15 protein-coding genes are annotated in these 19,274 nt (G+C 40.0%); 12 read left to right on the forward strand and 3 right to left on the reverse strand.

The genetic code is table 11. The features are described 5' to 3' along the window. Window positions 1-119: 119 nt before the first annotated feature. The 3 genes from KV696_RS10315 to alaS all read left to right on the forward strand — a co-directional run bounded on the left by KV696_RS10315 (window position 120) and on the right by alaS (window position 3,769). Entirely contained in the window at window positions 120-371 is a 252-nt protein-coding gene (locus tag KV696_RS10315; RefSeq protein ID WP_309147677.1) for a hypothetical protein, read from the forward strand. Window positions 372-643: 272 nt separating this feature from the next. Next, on the forward strand, window positions 644-1,129 hold the full coding sequence (locus tag KV696_RS00160) for an LURP-one-related/scramblase family protein (protein WP_219966519.1): 486 nt from the start codon (window positions 644-646) through the stop codon (window positions 1,127-1,129). Window positions 1,130-1,150: 21 nt separating this feature from the next. Further along, entirely contained in the window at window positions 1,151-3,769 is a 2,619-nt protein-coding gene (gene alaS, locus KV696_RS00165) for an alanine--tRNA ligase (protein ID WP_219966520.1), read from the forward strand. A 90-nt stretch (window positions 3,770-3,859) separates the two neighbouring features. Here the strand turns inward: alaS and KV696_RS00170 are convergent, their stop codons facing one another. Beyond that, window positions 3,860-5,314 (reverse strand): alpha-amylase, encoded by a 1,455-nt coding sequence (locus KV696_RS00170; RefSeq protein WP_219966521.1) that lies wholly within the window; start codon window positions 5,312-5,314, stop codon window positions 3,860-3,862. Between the two features lie 178 nt (window positions 5,315-5,492). Between KV696_RS00170 and KV696_RS00175 the strand changes: the two genes are divergently transcribed. The 9 genes from KV696_RS00175 to ezrA all read left to right on the forward strand — a co-directional run bounded on the left by KV696_RS00175 (window position 5,493) and on the right by ezrA (window position 18,257). Then, window positions 5,493-6,242: an ABC transporter ATP-binding protein gene (locus KV696_RS00175; RefSeq protein ID WP_219966522.1), complete on the forward strand. Its 750-nt coding sequence runs from the start codon at window positions 5,493-5,495 to the stop codon at window positions 6,240-6,242. Beyond that, window positions 6,223-7,860, forward strand: a complete 1,638-nt coding sequence (locus KV696_RS00180) for a hypothetical protein (protein ID WP_219966523.1) — start codon at window positions 6,223-6,225, stop codon at window positions 7,858-7,860. The genes KV696_RS00175 and KV696_RS00180 overlap by 20 nt, the downstream gene beginning before the upstream one ends. A gap of 574 nt (window positions 7,861-8,434) precedes the next feature. After that, complete coding sequence (locus KV696_RS00185) at window positions 8,435-9,364, forward strand: peptidase U32 family protein (RefSeq protein ID WP_060805587.1); 930 nt, start codon at window positions 8,435-8,437, stop codon at window positions 9,362-9,364. A 198-nt stretch (window positions 9,365-9,562) separates the two neighbouring features. Further along, entirely contained in the window at window positions 9,563-12,013 is a 2,451-nt protein-coding gene (locus tag KV696_RS00190) for a bifunctional DnaQ family exonuclease/ATP-dependent helicase (protein ID WP_219966524.1), read from the forward strand. A gap of 36 nt (window positions 12,014-12,049) precedes the next feature. Continuing rightward, window positions 12,050-13,273, forward strand: a complete 1,224-nt coding sequence (locus KV696_RS00195; RefSeq protein ID WP_219966525.1) for an FtsW/RodA/SpoVE family cell cycle protein — start codon at window positions 12,050-12,052, stop codon at window positions 13,271-13,273. 10 nt (window positions 13,274-13,283) lie between these two features. Beyond that, on the forward strand, window positions 13,284-13,838 hold the full coding sequence (locus KV696_RS00200; RefSeq protein ID WP_219966526.1) for a DJ-1 family glyoxalase III: 555 nt from the start codon (window positions 13,284-13,286) through the stop codon (window positions 13,836-13,838). 84 nt (window positions 13,839-13,922) lie between these two features. Further along, window positions 13,923-14,486, forward strand: coding sequence for an HAD family hydrolase (locus KV696_RS00205; RefSeq protein ID WP_219966527.1), 564 nt, complete (start codon window positions 13,923-13,925; stop codon window positions 14,484-14,486). 14 nt (window positions 14,487-14,500) lie between these two features. Then, complete coding sequence (gyrB, locus tag KV696_RS00210) at window positions 14,501-16,447, forward strand: DNA topoisomerase (ATP-hydrolyzing) subunit B (RefSeq protein WP_000134040.1); 1,947 nt, start codon at window positions 14,501-14,503, stop codon at window positions 16,445-16,447. Window positions 16,448-16,529: 82 nt separating this feature from the next. Next, on the forward strand, window positions 16,530-18,257 hold the full coding sequence (ezrA, locus tag KV696_RS00215) for a septation ring formation regulator EzrA (protein WP_219966528.1): 1,728 nt from the start codon (window positions 16,530-16,532) through the stop codon (window positions 18,255-18,257). A 169-nt stretch (window positions 18,258-18,426) separates the two neighbouring features. On the opposite strand, the gene KV696_RS00220 is transcribed toward ezrA, so the two are convergent. Beyond that, window positions 18,427-18,726, reverse strand: a complete 300-nt coding sequence (locus KV696_RS00220; protein ID WP_219966529.1) for a DUF1827 family protein — start codon at window positions 18,724-18,726, stop codon at window positions 18,427-18,429. Between the two features lie 58 nt (window positions 18,727-18,784). After that, window positions 18,785-19,237, reverse strand: coding sequence for an NUDIX hydrolase (locus KV696_RS00225; protein ID WP_219966530.1), 453 nt, complete (start codon window positions 19,235-19,237; stop codon window positions 18,785-18,787). Window positions 19,238-19,274 lie beyond the last annotated feature (37 nt).

Consider the following 19,274-nt stretch of genomic DNA (forward strand, 5'->3'; position numbering starts at 1 on the left):
AGCTGGTTCGTTTTTTAATAGAGGTCAGCTTTTATAGCCATATCTTTTTCTATTCTAGTTGCTTATTTTCTTTCCCAGTAGTATACTAAGTTTAACCTTACAGAAAGCGGTAACAAATAATGAAAATATCTACTTTTTTCAAAAAATTTTTTTGGCCAGCCTTTTTGACTGTTCAGCAAACTGTTATACTATTCTCTCTAAAGGATGGTTTGGATCGACAATACCTAACAACTGATTCCATACATTTGGTGATAGGGTTCTTTATATTTGTAAATATTTTCGAAGCTATCTTTAACAATTCAAAACTTTGGAATAAAAGTTGGGATAAAAAGAGTGATAGTAGTAAGAAAAAATATGTTCTGAAAAAGTAATCTGAGATGTAGGAAATGGGTTATTAAATGGGTATCATTTCCAGTTGACGCAAGCTTAAAAAAACGTTATAATAAGAAAGTTGAGAATTGATTTTCTCTTGTCTTAGTCCAGAGAAATGGCGGTGCTGCGAGCCATCTAAGCTAGAAAGTCATGCTACTCAATCATACAATTGCATAAGAATAAGAGAATGACAAGTTCATTGAATGAAGGTGGTACCGCGGTTTTTCGCCCTTCGTGATATGAACTTGTCTTTTGATTTTTGGAGGTGTTGATGAAAACATTTCTTGTCAAACAAAAGTTTCGTCTTGGAGGCGAACGCTTCGCTATCAAGGATGACAGGGGAGAAATCGCCTATCAGGTAGAGGGATCATTTTTTAAGATTCCCAAAACTTTTACCATCTATGATGCGACTGGCGAACAGATCAGTCAGATCAGTAAAGAAATCTTGACCTTGCTACCTCGTTTTGAGATTCAGCTTCGGGATGGCTCGAGTTTTGTCATTCGCAAGAAGTTGACCTTCTGGCGAGATAAGTATGAGTTTGATAATCTGGGTCTTCGTGTCGAGGGCAATATCTGGGATTTAAATTTCAAATTGCTGGATGATCGCGATCAGCTGATTGCGGAAATTAAGAAGGAACTCTTCCATTTGACCTCTACCTATGCCGTAACGGTTCTGGAGGACGCTTATGCAGACCTAGTCATTTCCCTCTGTGTCGCGATTGACTATGTGGAAATGCTGGAAAGCCAATCACATTAAACAAGTAAATAAGGAGACAATATGAAACAACTATCTAGTGCACAAGTACGCCAAATGTGGCTTGATTTCTGGGCGACCAAAGGTCACTCAGTAGAACCATCAGTAAGTTTGGTTCCTGTAAATGACCCAACTCTTTTGTGGATCAACTCTGGGGTAGCAACCCTTAAGAAATACTTTGACGGGACTATTATCCCTGAAAATCCACGTATTACCAATGCCCAAAAGGCTATCCGTACCAACGATATCGAAAACGTAGGGAAGACTGCACGTCACCATACCATGTTTGAAATGTTGGGGAACTTCTCTATCGGGGATTACTTCCGTGACGAAGCGATCACTTGGGCTTATGAGCTTTTGACAAGCCCAGAATGGTTTGATTTCCCAGCTGAAAAACTTTACATGACCTACTATCCAGACGATAAAGATTCATACAACCGTTGGATTGAAGTGGGAGTGGACCCAAGTCACTTGATTCCAATCGAGGACAACTTCTGGGAAATTGGTGCGGGACCTTCTGGACCGGACACAGAGATTTTCTTTGACCGTGGGGAAGCTTTTGACCCAGAAAATATCGGTATTCGTCTCCTTGCAGAAGATATCGAAAACGACCGTTACATCGAAATCTGGAACATCGTATTGTCACAATTTAACGCAGACCCTGCTGTTCCTCGTAGTGAGTACAAGGAATTGCCACACAAGAACATTGATACGGGCGCTGGTTTGGAGCGTTTGGTGGCGGTTATCCAAGGGGCTAAGACAAACTTTGAAACGGATCTCTTCATGCCGATCATCCGTGAAGTGGAGAAATTATCTGGTAAGGTCTATGACCAAGATGGCGACAACATGAGCTTTAAAGTTATTGCTGACCACATCCGTTCCCTTTCATTTGCCATCGGTGATGGTGCTCTTCCTGGAAACGAAGGACGTGGTTATGTCCTTCGCCGTCTTCTTCGTCGTGCTTCTATGCATGGTCAAAAATTGGGAATCAACGAGCCTTTCCTTTACAAACTCGTTCCAACTGTTGGTAAAATCATGGAAAGCTACTACCCAGAAGTGCTTGAAAAACGTGACTTTATCGAAAAAATTGTTAAGAGCGAGGAAGAATCCTTTGCTCGTACCCTTCATTCAGGTCAACACTTTGCTCAAGGTATCGTAGCAGACTTGAAAGAAAAAGGTCAATCTGTCATTGCTGGTCAAGATGTCTTTAAACTCTACGATACTTATGGATTCCCAGTTGAATTGACTGAAGAAATCGCTGAAGAAGCTGGTATGACTGTGGACCGTGAAGGATTTGAAGCAGCCATGAAAGAACAGCAAGAACGTGCGCGTGCGTCAGCTGTAAAGGGTGGCTCAATGGGTATGCAAAATGAAACCCTTCAAAACATCACTGTAGAAAGTGTCTTCAACTACAATGCTAGCCAATTGTCTTCTAAATTGGTGGCTATCGTGGCTGACAATGCAGAAGTAGAATCTGTGTCAGAAGGAACTGCCTCACTTATCTTTGCGGAAACGCCATTCTATGCTGAAATGGGTGGACAGGTCACTGACCACGGACAAATCTTGGATGAGTCAGGTAAGGTCGTGGCTACTGTGACCAATGTTCAAAAAGCACCAAACGGACAAGCACTTCACACGGTTGAAGTTCTTGCACCGCTTGCCTTGAACCAAGAATATACCTTGGCAATTGATACAAATCGTCGTCACCGTGTCATGAAAAACCACACTGCGACTCACTTGCTTCACGCTGCCCTTCACAATATCCTTGGAAACCACGCAACCCAGGCAGGATCTCTTAATGAAGTTGAATTCCTTCGCTTTGACTTTACCCACTTCCAAGCTGTAACTGCAGAAGAATTGCGCGCGATTGAACAGCAAGTCAACGAGAAAATCTGGGAAGCCATTGCTGTAGAAACTGTTGAGACAGATATTGACACTGCTAAAGAAATGGGAGCTATGGCCCTCTTTGGTGAGAAATACGGCAAGGAAGTCCGTGTTGTCACTATCGGTGACTACTCTATCGAGCTTTGTGGTGGTACCCACGTTGGTAACACTTCTGAGATTGGTCTCTTCAAGATTGTCAAAGAAGAAGGTATTGGATCAGGAACTCGCCGTATCTTGGCAGTGACTGGTAAGGAAGCCTTTGAAGCCTACCGTGAACAAGAAGACGCTCTTAAAGCTGTCGCAGCAACTCTTAAAGCACCACAAGTTAAGGAAGTTCCTCACAAGGTAGAAGGACTTCAAGAACAACTTCGTCAATTGCAAAAAGAAAATGCTGAGTTGAAAGAAAAAGCCGCAGCGGCTGCTGCAGGCGATATCTTCAAGGATGTTAAGGAAGTCAATGGTCACCGTTACATTGCTAGCCAAGTATCTGTATCTGACGCTGGTGCCCTTCGTACTTTTGCGGATAACTGGAAACAAAAAGACTACTCTGATCTTCTTGTCCTAGTTGCTGCTATCGGTGACAAAGTCAATGTTCTTGTAGCAAGCAAGACAAAAGACCTTCATGCAGGAAATCTTGTCAAAGAATTGGCACCAATCGTCGATGGACGTGGTGGTGGTAAACCAGACATGGCCATGGCAGGAGGAAGCAACCAAGCTAAGATCCAAGAATTGTTGGATGAAGTAGCAGCTAAATTGTAATCAAGTAAAGATCTATCCATTTGGGTAGGTCTTTTTTGTGAATAGAAAAAAGCCAAATCCGATTGGACCTGGCTTGATAATCATTGGCAATTAGATTGTATTGGCTGCCCAGACACTTACGGATCTAGCTGAGACTGGGAATTGTCCATAACCTTCCTCATCGATTGTAACTTGACTTTGGTTATTTCCAAGTAAGTCTATGAAAGTTTGGTTAGCCCATTCTTGGCCGACAAACATAGACTTGCTGTTTTCTTGGTCATTTGAGATAAGGACTGCGATTGGGGATTGATTTTCAGCACCTGAACGTACCCAACCGATACAGTTAGGATCATCAAAGTAGTCTGTTTGCTCTCCATAGGCCAAATCTTTTCGGATGGTTAGGAGGCGGTCAAGGACTTCTTTGAAATCTTGTTGAGCATATTGCCCTGAAATCCCATAGTAGTCGCCGTAAAAGACACATGGAAGGCCATTTTGGCGTAACAGAATGAGGGCATAGGCTGCTGGTTTGAACCATTCTTCAACGGTAGACTCAAGAGCCTGACCTCGTTGTGTATCGTGGTTGTCGACAAAAGTCACAGCCTTGTCAGGCTTGAGTTCCACCAAGCTATCTGTAAAAATGCCACGAAGGTCATAGTTGGAACCTGCTCGGCTAGCATCAAAGAGATTCTGGTGGAGACGAACATCGACAAGGTCAAAGCGTTCTTCCGTTTTTTCAAGATAGTCTAGATTGGCTTCCTTGTCTGGATTCCAAAATTCACCGAAAACATAGAAATCCTCACCATATTTTTCCTTCATATCACGGATAAAATTGCTCATGAAGAAAGAGTCAATGTGCTTAACGGCATCCAAACGGAAACCAGCAATACCAGTCGTCTCCATGAACCAGTCAGCCCAGTCATAGATATTTTGGATGACTTCAGGATGTTTAAAGTCTAGGTCGGCATACATGAGGTAGTCATAGTTACCGTTTTCATTATCGACCAATTCCTCGTTTGCCCAGCCCTTGTTGTCTCCTTGAATCAGATAAATCCCAGACTTTCGGCGTTTAGCATCATAGTCTGTACCTGTGAAGTGGTACCAGTGCCAGTGGAAGTCATTGTAGGTATCTTGGCGACCATCGAAGGTAAAACTAGTCCAGCCATTGATGGTGAAGGGTTCCCCAAGTTCAACTGTACGGTCTACAGGGTCCACTTCGATGACCTGAAAGGCTTCCATGTGATCGGCTGCAGCCTTGTGATTGAGCACTACATCGGCCATAGGTTGAATTCCCTGTGCTTTTAGGGCTTGAATGGCTTGAAGATAGTCTTCTTTGAAACCATACTTGGTGCGGATAGTACCTTTTTGGTTAAACTCTCCTAGGTCGAATAAGTCATAGACCCCATAGCCGACATCTTTTTCATTGGTTGCCTTAAAAGCTGGTGGCATCCAGACGTGGCTAATCCCCAGATGAGCTAGGTGTGGAGCATCTTCAGCCAGACGCGTCCAGTGCTGACCGTCGTGGGGCAGATACCATTCAAAGTATTGCATGAGTGTTTGATTTTGCATGATGTTTCCTCTTACTTGTCAATCTTGTTCTTTATTCTATCATAAAGTATTGGTTAGCGCCAACGTTTGCATAAGATAGAAGGAAACTATTTTAACTACTTAAAATAAAGTATTGATTTTTTTGTATCAAAGTGCTAGTATAATAGTATGTAATATAGATAAAGATAGGAGTCATCCCATGATTGAATTTCAAAATGTTAGTAAGTTGTATGGTGATAAAGAGGCTTTGAGCAATCTCAATTTGCAGATTGAAAATGGGGAGATTATGGGCTTGATTGGCCATAATGGGGCTGGGAAATCGACCACCATAAAATCCTTAGTCAGTATCATTTCGCCCAGCAGTGGTCGTATTTTGGTAGATGGTCAGGAGTTATCGGAAAATCGCTTGGCTATTAAACGAAAGATTGGCTACGTAGCAGACTCGCCTGACTTATTTTTACGCTTAACGGCCAATGAATTTTGGGAATTGATTGCTTCATCCTATGATCTGACTAGCTCTGACTTGGAGGCTAGTCTAGCTAGGCTATTGAACGTTTTTGATTTTGCTGAAAATCGCTATCAGGTTATTGAAACCCTTTCTCACGGAATGCGTCAGAAAGTCTTTGTCATCGGAGCACTCTTGTCCGATCCCGATATTTGGGTCTTGGATGAACCCTTGACTGGTTTGGATCCCCAGGCTGCCTTTGATTTGAAGCAAATGATGAAGGAACATGCACAAAAAGGCAAGACAGTCTTGTTTTCAACCCATGTCCTAGAGGTGGCTGAGCAAGTCTGTGATCGGATTGCCATTTTGAAAAAGGGACATTTGATTTATTGTGGTAGCGTAGAGGACTTGAGAAAAGACCACCCAGACCAGTCTTTGGAAAGTATCTATCTTAGCCTTGCCGGTAGAAAAGAGGAGGTTGCGGATGCGTCTCAAAGTCATTAAAAAATTAGTTGATATCAATATCCTCTATTCATCTCAAGAAGCTAATCTGGCTAATCTACGAAAGAAGCAGGCTAAGAATCCTGGGAAAAAAGTAAATGTTTCCGCTAGAGTCCTAAGTTCTTACATTTTTTCTAGTCTCTTGATGCTTTTCATGTTTATAAATATAGCCTTTCGTTTTCCTTTTGAGGAAATGCCAAGTTTTTTTAGTAGCATGGTTGCTATTTTACTGGTGCTTGCCTTTTCAACTTCTTTCACTGCATTTTACAATGTCTTTTATGAGAGTAAGGACTTGGCATCGTATAGGCCCTATGCCTTTAAAGAATCAGAGATTATAATTGCTAAAGGACTGTCTGTTCTCTTGCCAGCTCTAGCTGGAATTGTACCAATCCTAGCTTATTTTCTAGTCCTCTATATTAGGCTAGCTCCTTCTCTTTGGCTGGGCTTGCCTTTGATGTTGCTGTCCTTGGCCTTATTATTTGTCTCTGTTACTTTAGTGATGGTAGTGGCAGTACATTTCTTGGCTCAGACTAGGGTCTTCAGAAAGTATCAGTCTATTTTTTCGAATGTGATGATTGGGATAGGGGTTCTCATACCTTTAATATTTGTCCTCTTTCTACAGTCGACTTTTGGAAGTATTGTTGACAAAGTTAGAGACATTCCATTTCTCCTTTATCCTCTTCATATCTTTTACAAAATAGCAGTGGAGCCTTTTTCGACAGAAGCCATACTGGGTCTGTTAGCTTGGATAGCTTTAACTGTTTTCTTGCTTTACCTGACCAAAAAGAAGGTTCTTCCTCATTTTTATGACGTGATTCTGCTTAACAGTGAGGAGAAGGTCAAGAAAGAACGTCGCAGTAAGGAGAGAATTTCAACTACTAATAAAAAGGGCTTTTTCCGTATGGTTTTACGCTACCACCTCACCCTCTTGGGACAGGGAACTGGCGTGATTACAGTGCTTTTTACAAGTGCTTTTCTTCCTTATCTCATGATGATCGGTCTGATTTCCAAAATTCGAGATTCTCAGATAGTTCCAGACATTCATCCTCCATACTGGTTACCCTTGTTTTTTATAGCTCTCTTTATAGCAGTTGTCAATAACAATATCACCAGCCTGCATTCAATTGCCTTGTCCTTGGAGAGGGAAAATGTTGATTTTCTTAAGAGTTTACCCTTTGACTTTGCTCGTTATGTGAAAGTGAAATTTTGGATTATATTTGCTGTCCAGTCCTTTTTACCAGTTCTGACTTTACTTGGCCTTTCTCTATATCTAGGCTTGCCCATCCTTTCGATGATTTACCTTCTTGTAGTCTGGATCCTTGCCAGTGTCATCCTTTCTTGCTACAATTACTTTAAGGACGTGAAAAATCTGTCAACCAATTGGAGTAGCATTACGGACTTGGTGAACCGTTCAAATCGTATAGTAGCAATTGTTTTGATTTTGGTTTATAGTGTTCTCTTAATGGCCCTTGTAATAGGGAGCTTATTCTTGGTTCGGTCTCTCTCCCCTATCCTTGCCATTAGCTTGGGAGTAGGAGTTCTTATCCTCTTGCTTGCTCTTGCTATTTTTGGCTATCATTACTACCTGTCACGCATATTGACAGAAATAGAAAAAAGATGAGATAGTTGGTCGCTTGCTTGATAAATTTTATAAAAAGAAATGAGGCTGAGCAAAAAATCACTTCTAACTAGCAAAAAAACGAGCATTTCCGTAGATGGAGATACTCGTTTTTCTATGTCGTTTTTGTTACTATAACAACAAAACGACTAGAAATTTATAACAATGTATAAATCCTACAGCATCAATTGCTTAAATTTTGGACTAGAGTTTATCTATGATGTTTTGAAGATTAATGGAGCTTGAGATGTTTGCTATTTATGGATAGTGTACAAAGTAAATTGTTACTGGCGAGCTCTCTCATGCTTTTGGGTTTGCCTTTCTTCTAGTTATTCTTATAAAAATCCGTTCTATACTCAATGAAAATCAAAGAGCAAACTAGGAAGATAGCATCAGGTTGCTCAAAGCACCGCTTTGAGGTTGCAGATAAAGCTGACGTGGTTTGAAGAGTATTAGACTAATTTCCACTTTGCTCAGGCAAGTGGAAGTTACTTTGAGAAGTTACCGAAATAATTCCTATTTGTAAAACTCTGATAAGTTTTGGCTGATTTTGGAGAAATGTGGTATAATTTTTCTTATGGAAAAGATTATCATTACAGCAACTGCTGAAAGTATTGAACAAGTTAAACAACTGCTCGAGGCTGGCGTAGACCGTATCTATGTCGGTGAGAAAGATTTTGGCCTTCGTCTGCCAACAACCTTTAGTCATGACCAATTGCGTGAAATCGCTAATCTGGTTCATGATGCTGGTAAGGAATTGATCGTTGCAGTCAATGCCCTTATGCACCAAGACATGATGGACCGTATCAAGCCTTTCCTCGATTTCTTGGAAGAAATCCATACAGACTACATTACGATTGGGGATGCAGGTGTCTTTTATGTGGTCAATCGCGATGGTTATTCCTTTAAGACCATCTACGATGCTTCGACAATGGTAACTAGCAGTCGCCAGATTAACTTCTGGGGACAAAAGGCTGGTGCATCTGAGGCTGTTTTGGCGCGTGAAATTCCATCAGCTGAACTTTTCAAAATGCCAGAGATTTTGGAAATTCCTGCTGAAGTTTTGGTGTATGGTGCTAGTGTTATTCACCATTCCAAACGTCCGCTCTTGCAAAATTACTATAACTTTACGCACATAGATGATGAAAAGACGCGCAAGCGTGACCTCTTCTTGGCTGAGCCAAGTGACCCAGAGAGCCACTATTCCATTTTTGAAGATAATCATGGTACCCACATCTTTGCAAACAATGACCTTGATTTGATGACCAAATTGACAGAATTGGTGGAGCATGGTTTCACTCACTGGAAACTAGAAGGACTCTACACTCCAGGTCAGAACTTTGTTGAGATTGCAAAACTCTTTATCCAAGCGCGTAGCTTGATTCAAGAGGGCAACTTTAGCCATGACCAAGCCTTCTTGCTGGATGAAGAAGTGCGTAAACTTCACCCTAAAAACCGTTTCCTTGATACAGGATTTTATGACTACGATCCTGACATGGTTAAATAAAGTAAATGATTCGTTGAGAGAAGGAAGATGCAAATATTTCTTCTCTCAATTTTTCTTATTCTCCAATATTTTCAAAAAATAAGTAGGCTAGGATGCTCTATTTGATGGGATTTTTAAGACAAGTAGTGTTCTTGAGTTTGAAAATTATCCTATGTTTGCAGGTGCCAAATGGCCCTTTTTTTGGTATAATTTTTTATAATGAAAACGATTGGTAATCGCTATGTTGTGGTTGATTTAGAGGCAACTAGCACAGGTAGTAAGGCTAAAATTATCCAAGTGGGAATTGTCGTGATTGAGGATGGAAAAATCGTCGATCACTATACGACGGATGTCAATCCACACGAACCTTTGGATGCTCATATTAAAGAATTGACAGGGCTAACTGACCAACGTCTGGCGCAAGCACCTGATTTTTCGCAAGTTGCTAGAAAAATCTTTGACTTGGTGGAGGATGGGATTTTTGTAGCCCATAATGTTCAGTTTGATGCCAATCTCTTGGCGGAAAATTTATTTTTTGAAGGCTATGAACTAAGAAATCCTCGTGTTGATACGGTCGAATTGGCCCAGGTCTTTTTTCCTGAACTGGAAAAATATAGCTTGCCTATTTTGTGCCGGGAATTAGGAATTCCTCTAAAACACGCTCATACAGCCCTTTCAGATGCCCAAGCTACTGCGGAATTACTCTTATTTCTACGGGAAAAGATGGCCCAGCTTCCTAAAGGTCTCTTGGAACGCTTGCTGGAAATGGCTGACGCTCTCTTATATGAGTCCTACTTGGTTATTGAGGAAATTTATCGCAACCAATCTATCCTGAGTTCACTAGACTTGGTCGAAGTTCAAGGACTGTATTTCAAGAAAACTGCAGATCCCATGGAGTCACGAAAACTATCTCAAGATTTTTCTAAAAATATTTCTCTGTTGAATCTTGAAGTGAGGGAGGAGCAAGAAAATTTTGCTAAAGAGGTTGGCTTGCTATTGAAAGATGAGCCTGTCTCATTAATTCAAGCACCGACAGGGATTGGGAAAACCTATGGCTATCTCTTACCCGCTTTGTCCCAAGTGGAAAATCGTCAGATTGTCCTTAGCGTTCCGACAAAGATTCTTCAAAATCAAATAATGGAAGAAGAAGGTAAACGTCTCAAGGAAGTATTCCGTACAGATATTCATTCTTTAAAGGGGCCACAAAATTACCTGAAGTTGGATACCTTTTATCGTTCCTTGCAGGAAAATGATGAAAATCGCTTATTTAGACGCTTTAAAATGCAACTCTTGGTCTGGTTGACAGAGACAGAGACAGGAGATTTGGATGAAATTGGGCAACTCTACCGTTACCAACATTTTCTGACAGATCTTCGTCATGACGGGAATTTATCATCAAAGAGCTTATTTGTGACGGAAGATTTTTGGAAACGTAGTCAAGAAAAGGCACAAACCTGCAAGCTTTTAGTGACCAATCATGCTTATCTTGTAACCAGACTTGAAGATAATCCTGAATTTGTTAGTGACCGTTTATTGATTATTGATGAAGTCCAAAAAGTTTTGTTGGCTCTAGAAAATCTGCTTCAACAGACCTACGATATCCAGTCTATTATCGATTTGCTTGATAAGGCTTTAGTAGGAGAAGAAAACAGGGTTCAACAACGAATACTAGAAAGTATTCGCTTTGAGTGTCTCTACTTGACAGAACAATTTCAGTCTGGTAAATCTAGGAAAAATATCTTAGATTCTCTGACCAATCTCCACCAGTATTTTTCAGAATTAGAGGTAGAAGGCTTTGAGGAACTGGTTCGCTATTTTACGGCTGAAGGTGATTACTGGCTTGAAGCAATTGAAACGAGTCAAAAGAAAATTCAGATTTCTTCTACGAAATCAGGCCGTATTCTTCTATCTTCCTTAGTGCCTGATTCATGCCAAGTCTTGGGAGTGTCGGCCACTCTTGAGATTAGTCAAAGAGTTTCTTTGGCAGACCTGTTAGGATATCCCGAAGCCAAATTTGTTAAGATTGAAGCTTGTAAAACACAGGATCAAGAAGTGGTCTTGGTCAAAGATTTTCCCCTGGTGACAGAAACCTCCTTAGAAGTCTATGCCCAAGAGGTAGCTGATTTGCTGATGGATGTTCAAGATTTTCAGCAACCGATTTTAGTTCTCTTTACTGCCAAAGACATGCTTCTAGCAGTATCAAATTTACTCCCTGTAAGTCATTTAGCCCAGTATAAAAATGGCGATGTTCATCAACTGAAGAAACGCTTTGAAAAAGGAGAACAACAAATTTTGCTTGGTGCAGCAAGTTTCTGGGAGGGAGTTGATTTTTCAAGTCATCCTTTTGTGATTCAAGTTGTACCAAGACTTCCTTTCCAAAATCCCCAAGAACCCTTGACGAAAAAGATCAATCAGGAACTGAATCAAGAAGGGAAAAATGCCTTTTATGACTATCAATTGCCAATGGCCATTATTCGTTTAAAACAGGCTTTGGGAAGAAGTATGAGACGTGAACACCAACGTTCCTTAACCCTCATTCTGGATAGAAGAATCGTCGGAAAACGATACGGCAAGCAAATAGTGACTTCTCTAGCAAAAGAAGCGACTGTTAAAACCGTCTCTCGATCCGAAGTTGATGAAGCTGTTGATAAATTTTTAAATGAACTTTGATAAATAGTATTGTATGAAAGTATAAGGTTAGTGTATATGAAACGTTCTCTCGACTCAAGAGTCGATTATAGTTTGCTATTGCCAGTATTTTTTCTACTGGTTATTGGCGTGGTGGCTATCTATATAGCTGTTAGTCATGATTATCCAAACAATATTCTGCCCATTTTAGGGCAGCAGGTCGCATGGATTGCCTTGGGGCTTGTGATTGGTTTTGTGGTCATGCTCTTTAATACAGAATTTCTTTGGAAAGTGACCCCTTTTCTATATATGTTAGGTTTGGGACTCATGGTCTTGCCGATCGTCTTTTATAATCCAAGCCTAGTTGCATCAACGGGTGCCAAAAACTGGGTATCAATAAATGGAATTACCCTATTCCAACCGTCAGAATTTATGAAGATATCCTATATCCTTATGTTGGCTCGTGTGATTGTCCAATTTACAAAGAAACATAAGGAATGGCAACGTACAATACCTTTGGACTTTTTATTAATTTTTTGGATGATTGTCTTTACCATTCCAGTCCTAGTTCTTTTGGCACTTCAAAGTGACTTGGGGACGGCTTTGGTTTTTGTATCCATTTTCTCAGGAATCGTCTTACTATCAGGAGTTTCTTGGAAAATTATTATTCCAGTATTTGTGACTGCTGTAACAGGAGTTGCTGGATTCTTAGCCATTTTTATCAGTAAGGGTGGTCGGGCTTTTCTCCATCAATTAGGAATGCCGACCTACCAAATCAATCGTATCTTGGCTTGGCTCAATCCTTTTGATTTTGCCCAAACAACCACTTACCAACAGGCTCAAGGGCAGATTGCCATTGGGAGTGGTGGCTTGTTTGGTCAAGGATTTAATGCTTCTAATCTGCTTATTCCAGTTAGAGAGTCGGATATGATTTTCACGGTCATTGCAGAAGATTTTGGCTTTATTGGCTCTGTCCTTGTTATTGCCCTTTATCTCATGCTGATTTATCGTATGTTGAAGATTACTCTTAAATCAAATAATCAGTTCTACACCTATATTTCTACAGGTTTGATTATGATGTTGCTCTTCCATATCTTTGAGAATATCGGTGCCGTGACAGGTTTGCTTCCTTTGACTGGGATTCCCTTGCCTTTTATTTCGCAAGGAGGATCGGCTATTATCAGTAATTTGATCGGTGTTGGCTTGCTTTTATCGATGAGTTATCAAACCAATCTAGCTGAAGAAAAGAGTGGAAAAGTCCGATTCAAGCGGAAAAAGGTTGTATTAAAACAAATCAAATAAGGAGAAAATCATGGTAAAAGTAGCAGTTATGTTAGCTCAGGGCTTTGAAGAAATTGAAGCTTTGACAGTTGTAGATGTCTTGCGTCGTGCAAATATTACTTGTGATATGGTTGGTTTTGAAGAGCAAGTGACGGGGGCGCATGCAATCCAAGTAAGAGCAGATCGTGTTTTTGAGGGTGATTTATCAGACTATGACATGATTGTCCTTCCTGGAGGAATGCCTGGTTCTGCACATTTGCGCGATAATCAAGCCTTGATTCAAGAGTTGCAAAGCTTCGAACGAGAAGGGAAGAAACTGGCAGCTATTTGTGCGGCGCCAATTGCCCTCAATCAAGCAGGGCTATTGAAAAACAAGCAGTACACTTGCTATGATGGCGTTCAAGAGCAAATCCTTGATGGTCAATATGTCAAGGAAACAGTAGTGGTAGATGGTCATTTGACAACCAGTCGAGGTCCCTCTACAGCCCTTGCCTTTGCCTACGAGTTGGTGGACCAACTAGGAGGAGACGCAGAGAGTCTACGAACAGGAATGCTCTATCGAGATGTCTTTGGTAAAAATCAATAAAACGGGAGTCAAACTCTCGTTTTTTATGTGGAAAACTCAGGGAAATCATCGCTTTTTTCATAAAAAAATGCTATAATGAAGGGTATGAAATATCACGATTATATCTGGGATTTAGGTGGAACTTTACTGGATAATTACGAAACTTCAACAGCTGCATTTGTTGAAACATTGGCATTGTATGGCATCACACAAGACCATGACAGTGTCTATCAGGCTTTAAAGGTTTCTACTGATTTTGCGATTGAGACATTCGCTCCCAACTTAGAGAATTTTTTAGAAAAGTACAAGGAAAATGAAGCCAGAGAGCTAGAACATCCGATTTTATTTGATGGAGTTGCTGATTTATTGAAAGATATCTCAAATCAAGGTGGCCGTCATTTTTTGGTCTCTCACCGAAATAATCAAGTCTTGGAAATTTTAGAAAAAACTTCTATAGCAGCCTATTTTACAGAAGTAGTCACTTCTAGCTCAGGTTTTAAGAGAAAGCCAAATCCTGAGTCCATGATTTATTTAAGAGAAAAGTATCAGATTAGCACTGGCCTGGTCATTGGTGATCGGCCGATTGATATCGAAGCAGGTCAAGCTGCAGGATTGGATACCTACTTGTTTACCAGTATCGTGAATTTAAGACAAGTATTAGACATGTAAGAAAAAGGAATAAGATGACAGAAGAAATCAAAAATCTGCAGGCACAAGATTATGATGCCAGTCAAATTCAAGTTTTAGAGGGCCTAGAGGCTGTTCGTATGCGTCCAGGGATGTATATCGGGTCAACCTCAAAAGAAGGTCTTCACCATCTAGTCTGGGAAATCGTTGATAACTCAATCGATGAGGCCTTGGCAGGATTTGCCAGCCATATTCAAGTCTTTATTGAGCCAGATGATTCGATAACTGTTGTTGATGATGGACGTGGTATTCCAGTCGATATTCAGGAAAAAACAGGTCGACCTGCCGTTGAGACTGTCTTTACAGTCCTTCATGCTGGAGGAAAGTTTGGCGGTGGCGGATACAAGGTTTCAGGTGGTCTTCACGGAGTAGGGTCTTCAGTAGTTAATGCCCTTTCCACTCAATTAGACGTTCATGTCCACAAAAATGGTAAGATTCATTACCAAGAATACCGTCGTGGTCATGTTGTCGCAGACCTTGAGGTGGTTGGAGATACGGATAAAACGGGAACAACAGTTCACTTCACACCGGACCCAGAAATCTTCACTGAAACAACAACATTTGACTTCGATAAATTAAATAAACGGATTCAAGAGTTGGCCTTTCTAAATCGTGGTCTTCAAATTTCAATCACAGATAAGCGTGAAGGTTTGGAACAAACCAAGCATTACCATTATGAGGGTGGGATTGCTAGTTACGTTGAATATATCAACGAAAACAAGGATGTTATCTTTGATACACCAATCTACACAGATGGTGAGATGGATGATATCACAGTTGAAGTAGCCATGCAGTATACAACGGGTTACCATGAAAACGTCATGAGTTTCGCCAATAATATTCATACCCATGAAGGTGGAACGCATGAACAAGGTTTCCGTACAGCCTTGACTCGTGTTATCAACGACTATGCTCGTAAGAATAAGTTACTGAAAGACAATGAAGACAACCTAACAGGAGAAGATGTCCGTGAAGGACTAACTGCAGTTATCTCAGTTAAACACCCAAATCCACAGTTTGAAGGACAAACCAAAACCAAATTGGGGAATAGTGAAGTGGTCAAGATTACTAATCGTCTCTTCAGCGATGCCTTCTCTGATTTCCTCATGGAAAATCCACAGATTGCCAAACGTATTGTGGAAAAAGGGATTTTGGCTGCCAAAGCTCGTGTGGCTGCCAAGCGTGCGCGTGAAGTTACTCGTAAAAAATCTGGTTTGGAAATTTCCAACCTTCCAGGGAAACTAGCAGACTGTTCTTCTAACAATCCTGCTGAAACAGAACTCTTCATCGTCGAAGGAGACTCAGCTGGTGGATCAGCCAAATCTGGTCGTAACCGTGAATTTCAGGCAATTCTTCCAATCCGCGGTAAGATTTTGAACGTTGAAAAGGCAAGTATGGATAAGATTCTAGCTAACGAAGAAATTCGTAGTCTTTTCACAGCGATGGGAACAGGATTTGGGGCAGAATTTGATGTTTCAAAAGCTCGTTACCAAAAACTCGTTTTGATGACCGATGCCGATGTCGATGGAGCCCACATTCGTACCCTTCTTTTAACCTTGATTTATCGTTATATGAAACCAATCCTAGAAGCTGGTTATGTTTATATCGCCCAACCACCAATCTATGGTGTCAAGGTTGGAAGCGAGATTAAAGAATATATCCAGCCAGGAGCAGATCAAGAAATCAAACTCCAAGAGGCCTTGGCCCGCCACAGTGAAGGACGTGCCAAACCAACCATTCAGCGTTATAAAGGTCTGGGTGAAATGGATGACCACCAATTGTGGGAAACAACCATGGATCCTGAACATCGCTTGATGGCCAGAGTTTCTGTGGATGATGCTGCAGAAGCAGATAAAATCTTTGATATGTTGATGGGGGATAGAGTAGAGCCTCGTCGTGAGTTTATCGAAGAAAATGCTGTCTATAGTACACTTGATGTCTAAAAAATCGGGAGAAGTAGTTCCCTTGGTCTAAAAAATATGATATAATCATTACGATTGTTTCAAGTAAAAAAAGGAGTTTAATATGTCTGCTAGACTAGTAATTTATTTGATAATTGCAGTTGCAGTTTTATTGGTCATTGCTTATGCTATCGCAATCTATGTAAGGAAACGCAATGAAAGTAAACTAGCAATTTTAGAAGAGAAAAAAGAAGAACTGTACAATCTTCCAGTAAATGATGAAGTTGAAGCTGTAAAAAATATGCACTTGATTGGACAAAGTCAGGTGACTTTCCGTGAATGGAATCAAAAATGGGTTGATTTATCTCTTAATTCTTTTGCCGATATCGAAAATAATCTTTTCGAAGCAGAAGGCTACAATAACTCATTCCGTTTTTTCAAAGCGAGTCATCAAATTGATCAAATCGAGAGTCAAATTACCTTGATTGAAGAAGATATTGCGGCAATTCGCAATGCCTTGGCAGATTTGGAGAAACAAGAGTCTAAAAATAGTGGACGTGTTCTTCATACCTTGGACTTGTTTGAAGAGTTGCAACACCGAGTTGCTGATCATTCTGAAGAATATGGCCAAGGTTTATCTGAAATTGAAAAACAATTGGAAAATATCCAATCAGAGTTTTCTCAGTTTGTAACTTTAAATTCGTCAGGTGACCCAGTAGAAGCTGCTGTGATTTTGGATAATGCTGAAAATCATATCTTGGCTTTAACGCATATTGTTGATCGTATACCAGCAATTGTAGCAACATTATCTAAAGACCTACCTGATCAACTGGAAGATTTAGAAGATGGTTACCGTAAGCTTTTAGATGCTAATTATCATTTTGTTGAAACGGATATTGAAGCGCGTTTCCAACTGCTTTATGAAGCTCTCAAGAAAAATCATGAGAATATTGCGAAACTAGAATTGGATAATGCAGAGTATGAAAATACTCAAATCCAAGAAGAGATTAATGCACTTTATGATATCTTTACAAGAGAAATTGCGGCACAGAAAGTAGTAGAAGGTTTAGTAGCAACACTTCCTACTTATCTTCAACACATGAAGGAAAATAATGCTTTATTGATAGAAGATATTGAGCGTTTGAGTAAAAGTTATTTACTTTCTGAATCGGATGCAAGTCATGTTCGTCGTTTACAGGGTGAATTAGAAAACTTTGAGACTGCTATTATTGAGGCAACTTCAAATCAAGATGAACCAACTCAAGCATATTCAATTCTTGAAGAAAATCTTGAATCTTTACAGGAAAATCTTAAAGAGATTGAAGATGAACAGATTTCAGTTAGTGAGCGTCTTGCACGAATTGAGAAAGATGATATCAATGCACGTCAAAAGGCAAATGTATATGTTAATCGTCTCCATACAATCAAGAGATATATGGAAAAACGGAACCTACCTGGTATTCCACAAACTTTCTTGAAGTTATTCTTTACAGCAAGTAATAATACGGAAGATCTAATGGCTGAATTAGAGCAAAACTTAGTCAATATAGAATCAGTTAACCGTATTCTTGAAATTGCAACGAATGATATGGAAGCTTTAGAAACGGAAACTTATAATATTGTTCAGTATGCAACCTTGACAGAACAACTCTTACAATATTCTAACCGTTACCGCTCATTTGATGAACGCATCCAAGAAGCATTTAACGAAGCTTTAGATATTTTTGAAAAAGAATTTGATTATCACGCTTCATTTGACAAGATTTCTCAAGCATTGGAAGTGGCAGAGCCTGGTGTAACCAACCGCTTTGTTACCTCATATGAGAAAACACGTGAAACGATTCGTTTTTAATAAAAAAGATTTGATTGTGTGAGAAGCAGAATCAAATCTTTTTTATTATTTGTCTATAAAATCTTGTATGATAAGATCTCAAGATAAAAAATTGGAGACGATTTAAAAAGCAAGTCAGAACCTATGTTTGGTCTATAAGGTTCAATAGCTTTCTAATCTCTCCAAAAGTTTATTTGATTGGAATCGAAATCCCAATTAATTTCTCTGAGTAGAGTGTCTTGATATTGGCCTCATCAATAGAGTCCTTATCAATTTTACGTTTCAAGAAAAAATCTTGGATGGCTTCGATTTCAGTTTCTCGAATAGCACGGTGTTTATTTGAGATGAGGATTTCATAGTGAAGCGGAGCTTGGGTAAAAATAACATCTGTATTTCCAGCAGAATAGACCTCAACAAGGGTTGCATCTGTACTCTCTAGCTGGCTTTTTACAAGTTGCGAGTGTGAGTTTGTCGTATTGATAAGCTTCATAACATTTCCTCCGATTTTCTAATTCTATTATAGCACTTTTTGAATAAAGTAGCTTGATTTAGTCAATCTTATGCTGTTTTTTCCAAGATTGAATGGCCCATTTATGGCTACCACGTTTGAGATTTTCAATAGCCTCGTCAATAGGGAACCAGGCAATATGATTAAAGTCTTCTAGTGGCTTTTTCACTTCTTTGAAAGAAGTCGCTTCATAGAGGTAAGCAGGATTGTAGTAGTAGGTGTCACGGTGACGAGAGTAGAAATATTCGTCAGCTTGTCCGTAATAAGTACCAATTTCAGCTGTGAAACCAAGCTCTTCAATCAATTCACGCTTTAGGGCTTCCTGATGATTTTCACCTGATTCAATTTCGCCACCTGGTAAGAACCAAGCACCATTAGGAGCTTGAACTAAAACTATTTGTTTTTGTTCAGCGTCAGGGATAACTGCATACACTCCATAGCGTGCAACATAGTCTGTATTCGCTTTTTTTTCTCCGAAAGTTGGGTTTGCCATTGAATTTTCCTCATTATCTAGTATCGTTATTATTATC

The organism is Streptococcus humanilactis, from assembly GCF_019448275.1.
GTDB classification, from domain to species: domain Bacteria; phylum Bacillota; class Bacilli; order Lactobacillales; family Streptococcaceae; genus Streptococcus; species Streptococcus humanilactis.

Excerpts from the sequence above, each read along its gene's own strand:
- KV696_RS10315 (WP_309147677.1), top strand. The coding sequence starts at position 120 with ATGAAAATATCTACTTTTTTCAAAAAATTTTTTTGGCCAGCCTTTTTG.
- KV696_RS00160 (WP_219966519.1), top strand. The coding sequence starts at position 644 with ATGAAAACATTTCTTGTCAAACAAAAGTTTCGTCTTGGAGGCGAACGC.
- alaS (WP_219966520.1), top strand. The coding sequence starts at position 1,151 with ATGAAACAACTATCTAGTGCACAAGTACGCCAAATGTGGCTTGATTTC.
- KV696_RS00170 (WP_219966521.1), bottom strand. The coding sequence starts at position 5,314 with ATGCAAAATCAAACACTCATGCAATACTTTGAATGGTATCTGCCCCAC.
- KV696_RS00175 (WP_219966522.1), top strand. The coding sequence starts at position 5,493 with ATGATTGAATTTCAAAATGTTAGTAAGTTGTATGGTGATAAAGAGGCT.
- KV696_RS00180 (WP_219966523.1), top strand. The coding sequence starts at position 6,223 with ATGCGTCTCAAAGTCATTAAAAAATTAGTTGATATCAATATCCTCTAT.
- KV696_RS00185 (WP_060805587.1), top strand. The coding sequence starts at position 8,435 with ATGGAAAAGATTATCATTACAGCAACTGCTGAAAGTATTGAACAAGTT.
- KV696_RS00190 (WP_219966524.1), top strand. The coding sequence starts at position 9,563 with ATGAAAACGATTGGTAATCGCTATGTTGTGGTTGATTTAGAGGCAACT.
- KV696_RS00195 (WP_219966525.1), top strand. The coding sequence starts at position 12,050 with ATGAAACGTTCTCTCGACTCAAGAGTCGATTATAGTTTGCTATTGCCA.
- KV696_RS00200 (WP_219966526.1), top strand. The coding sequence starts at position 13,284 with ATGGTAAAAGTAGCAGTTATGTTAGCTCAGGGCTTTGAAGAAATTGAA.
- KV696_RS00205 (WP_219966527.1), top strand. The coding sequence starts at position 13,923 with ATGAAATATCACGATTATATCTGGGATTTAGGTGGAACTTTACTGGAT.
- gyrB (WP_000134040.1), top strand. The coding sequence starts at position 14,501 with ATGACAGAAGAAATCAAAAATCTGCAGGCACAAGATTATGATGCCAGT.
- ezrA (WP_219966528.1), top strand. The coding sequence starts at position 16,530 with ATGTCTGCTAGACTAGTAATTTATTTGATAATTGCAGTTGCAGTTTTA.
- KV696_RS00220 (WP_219966529.1), bottom strand. The coding sequence starts at position 18,726 with ATGAAGCTTATCAATACGACAAACTCACACTCGCAACTTGTAAAAAGC.
- KV696_RS00225 (WP_219966530.1), bottom strand. The coding sequence starts at position 19,237 with ATGGCAAACCCAACTTTCGGAGAAAAAAAAGCGAATACAGACTATGTT.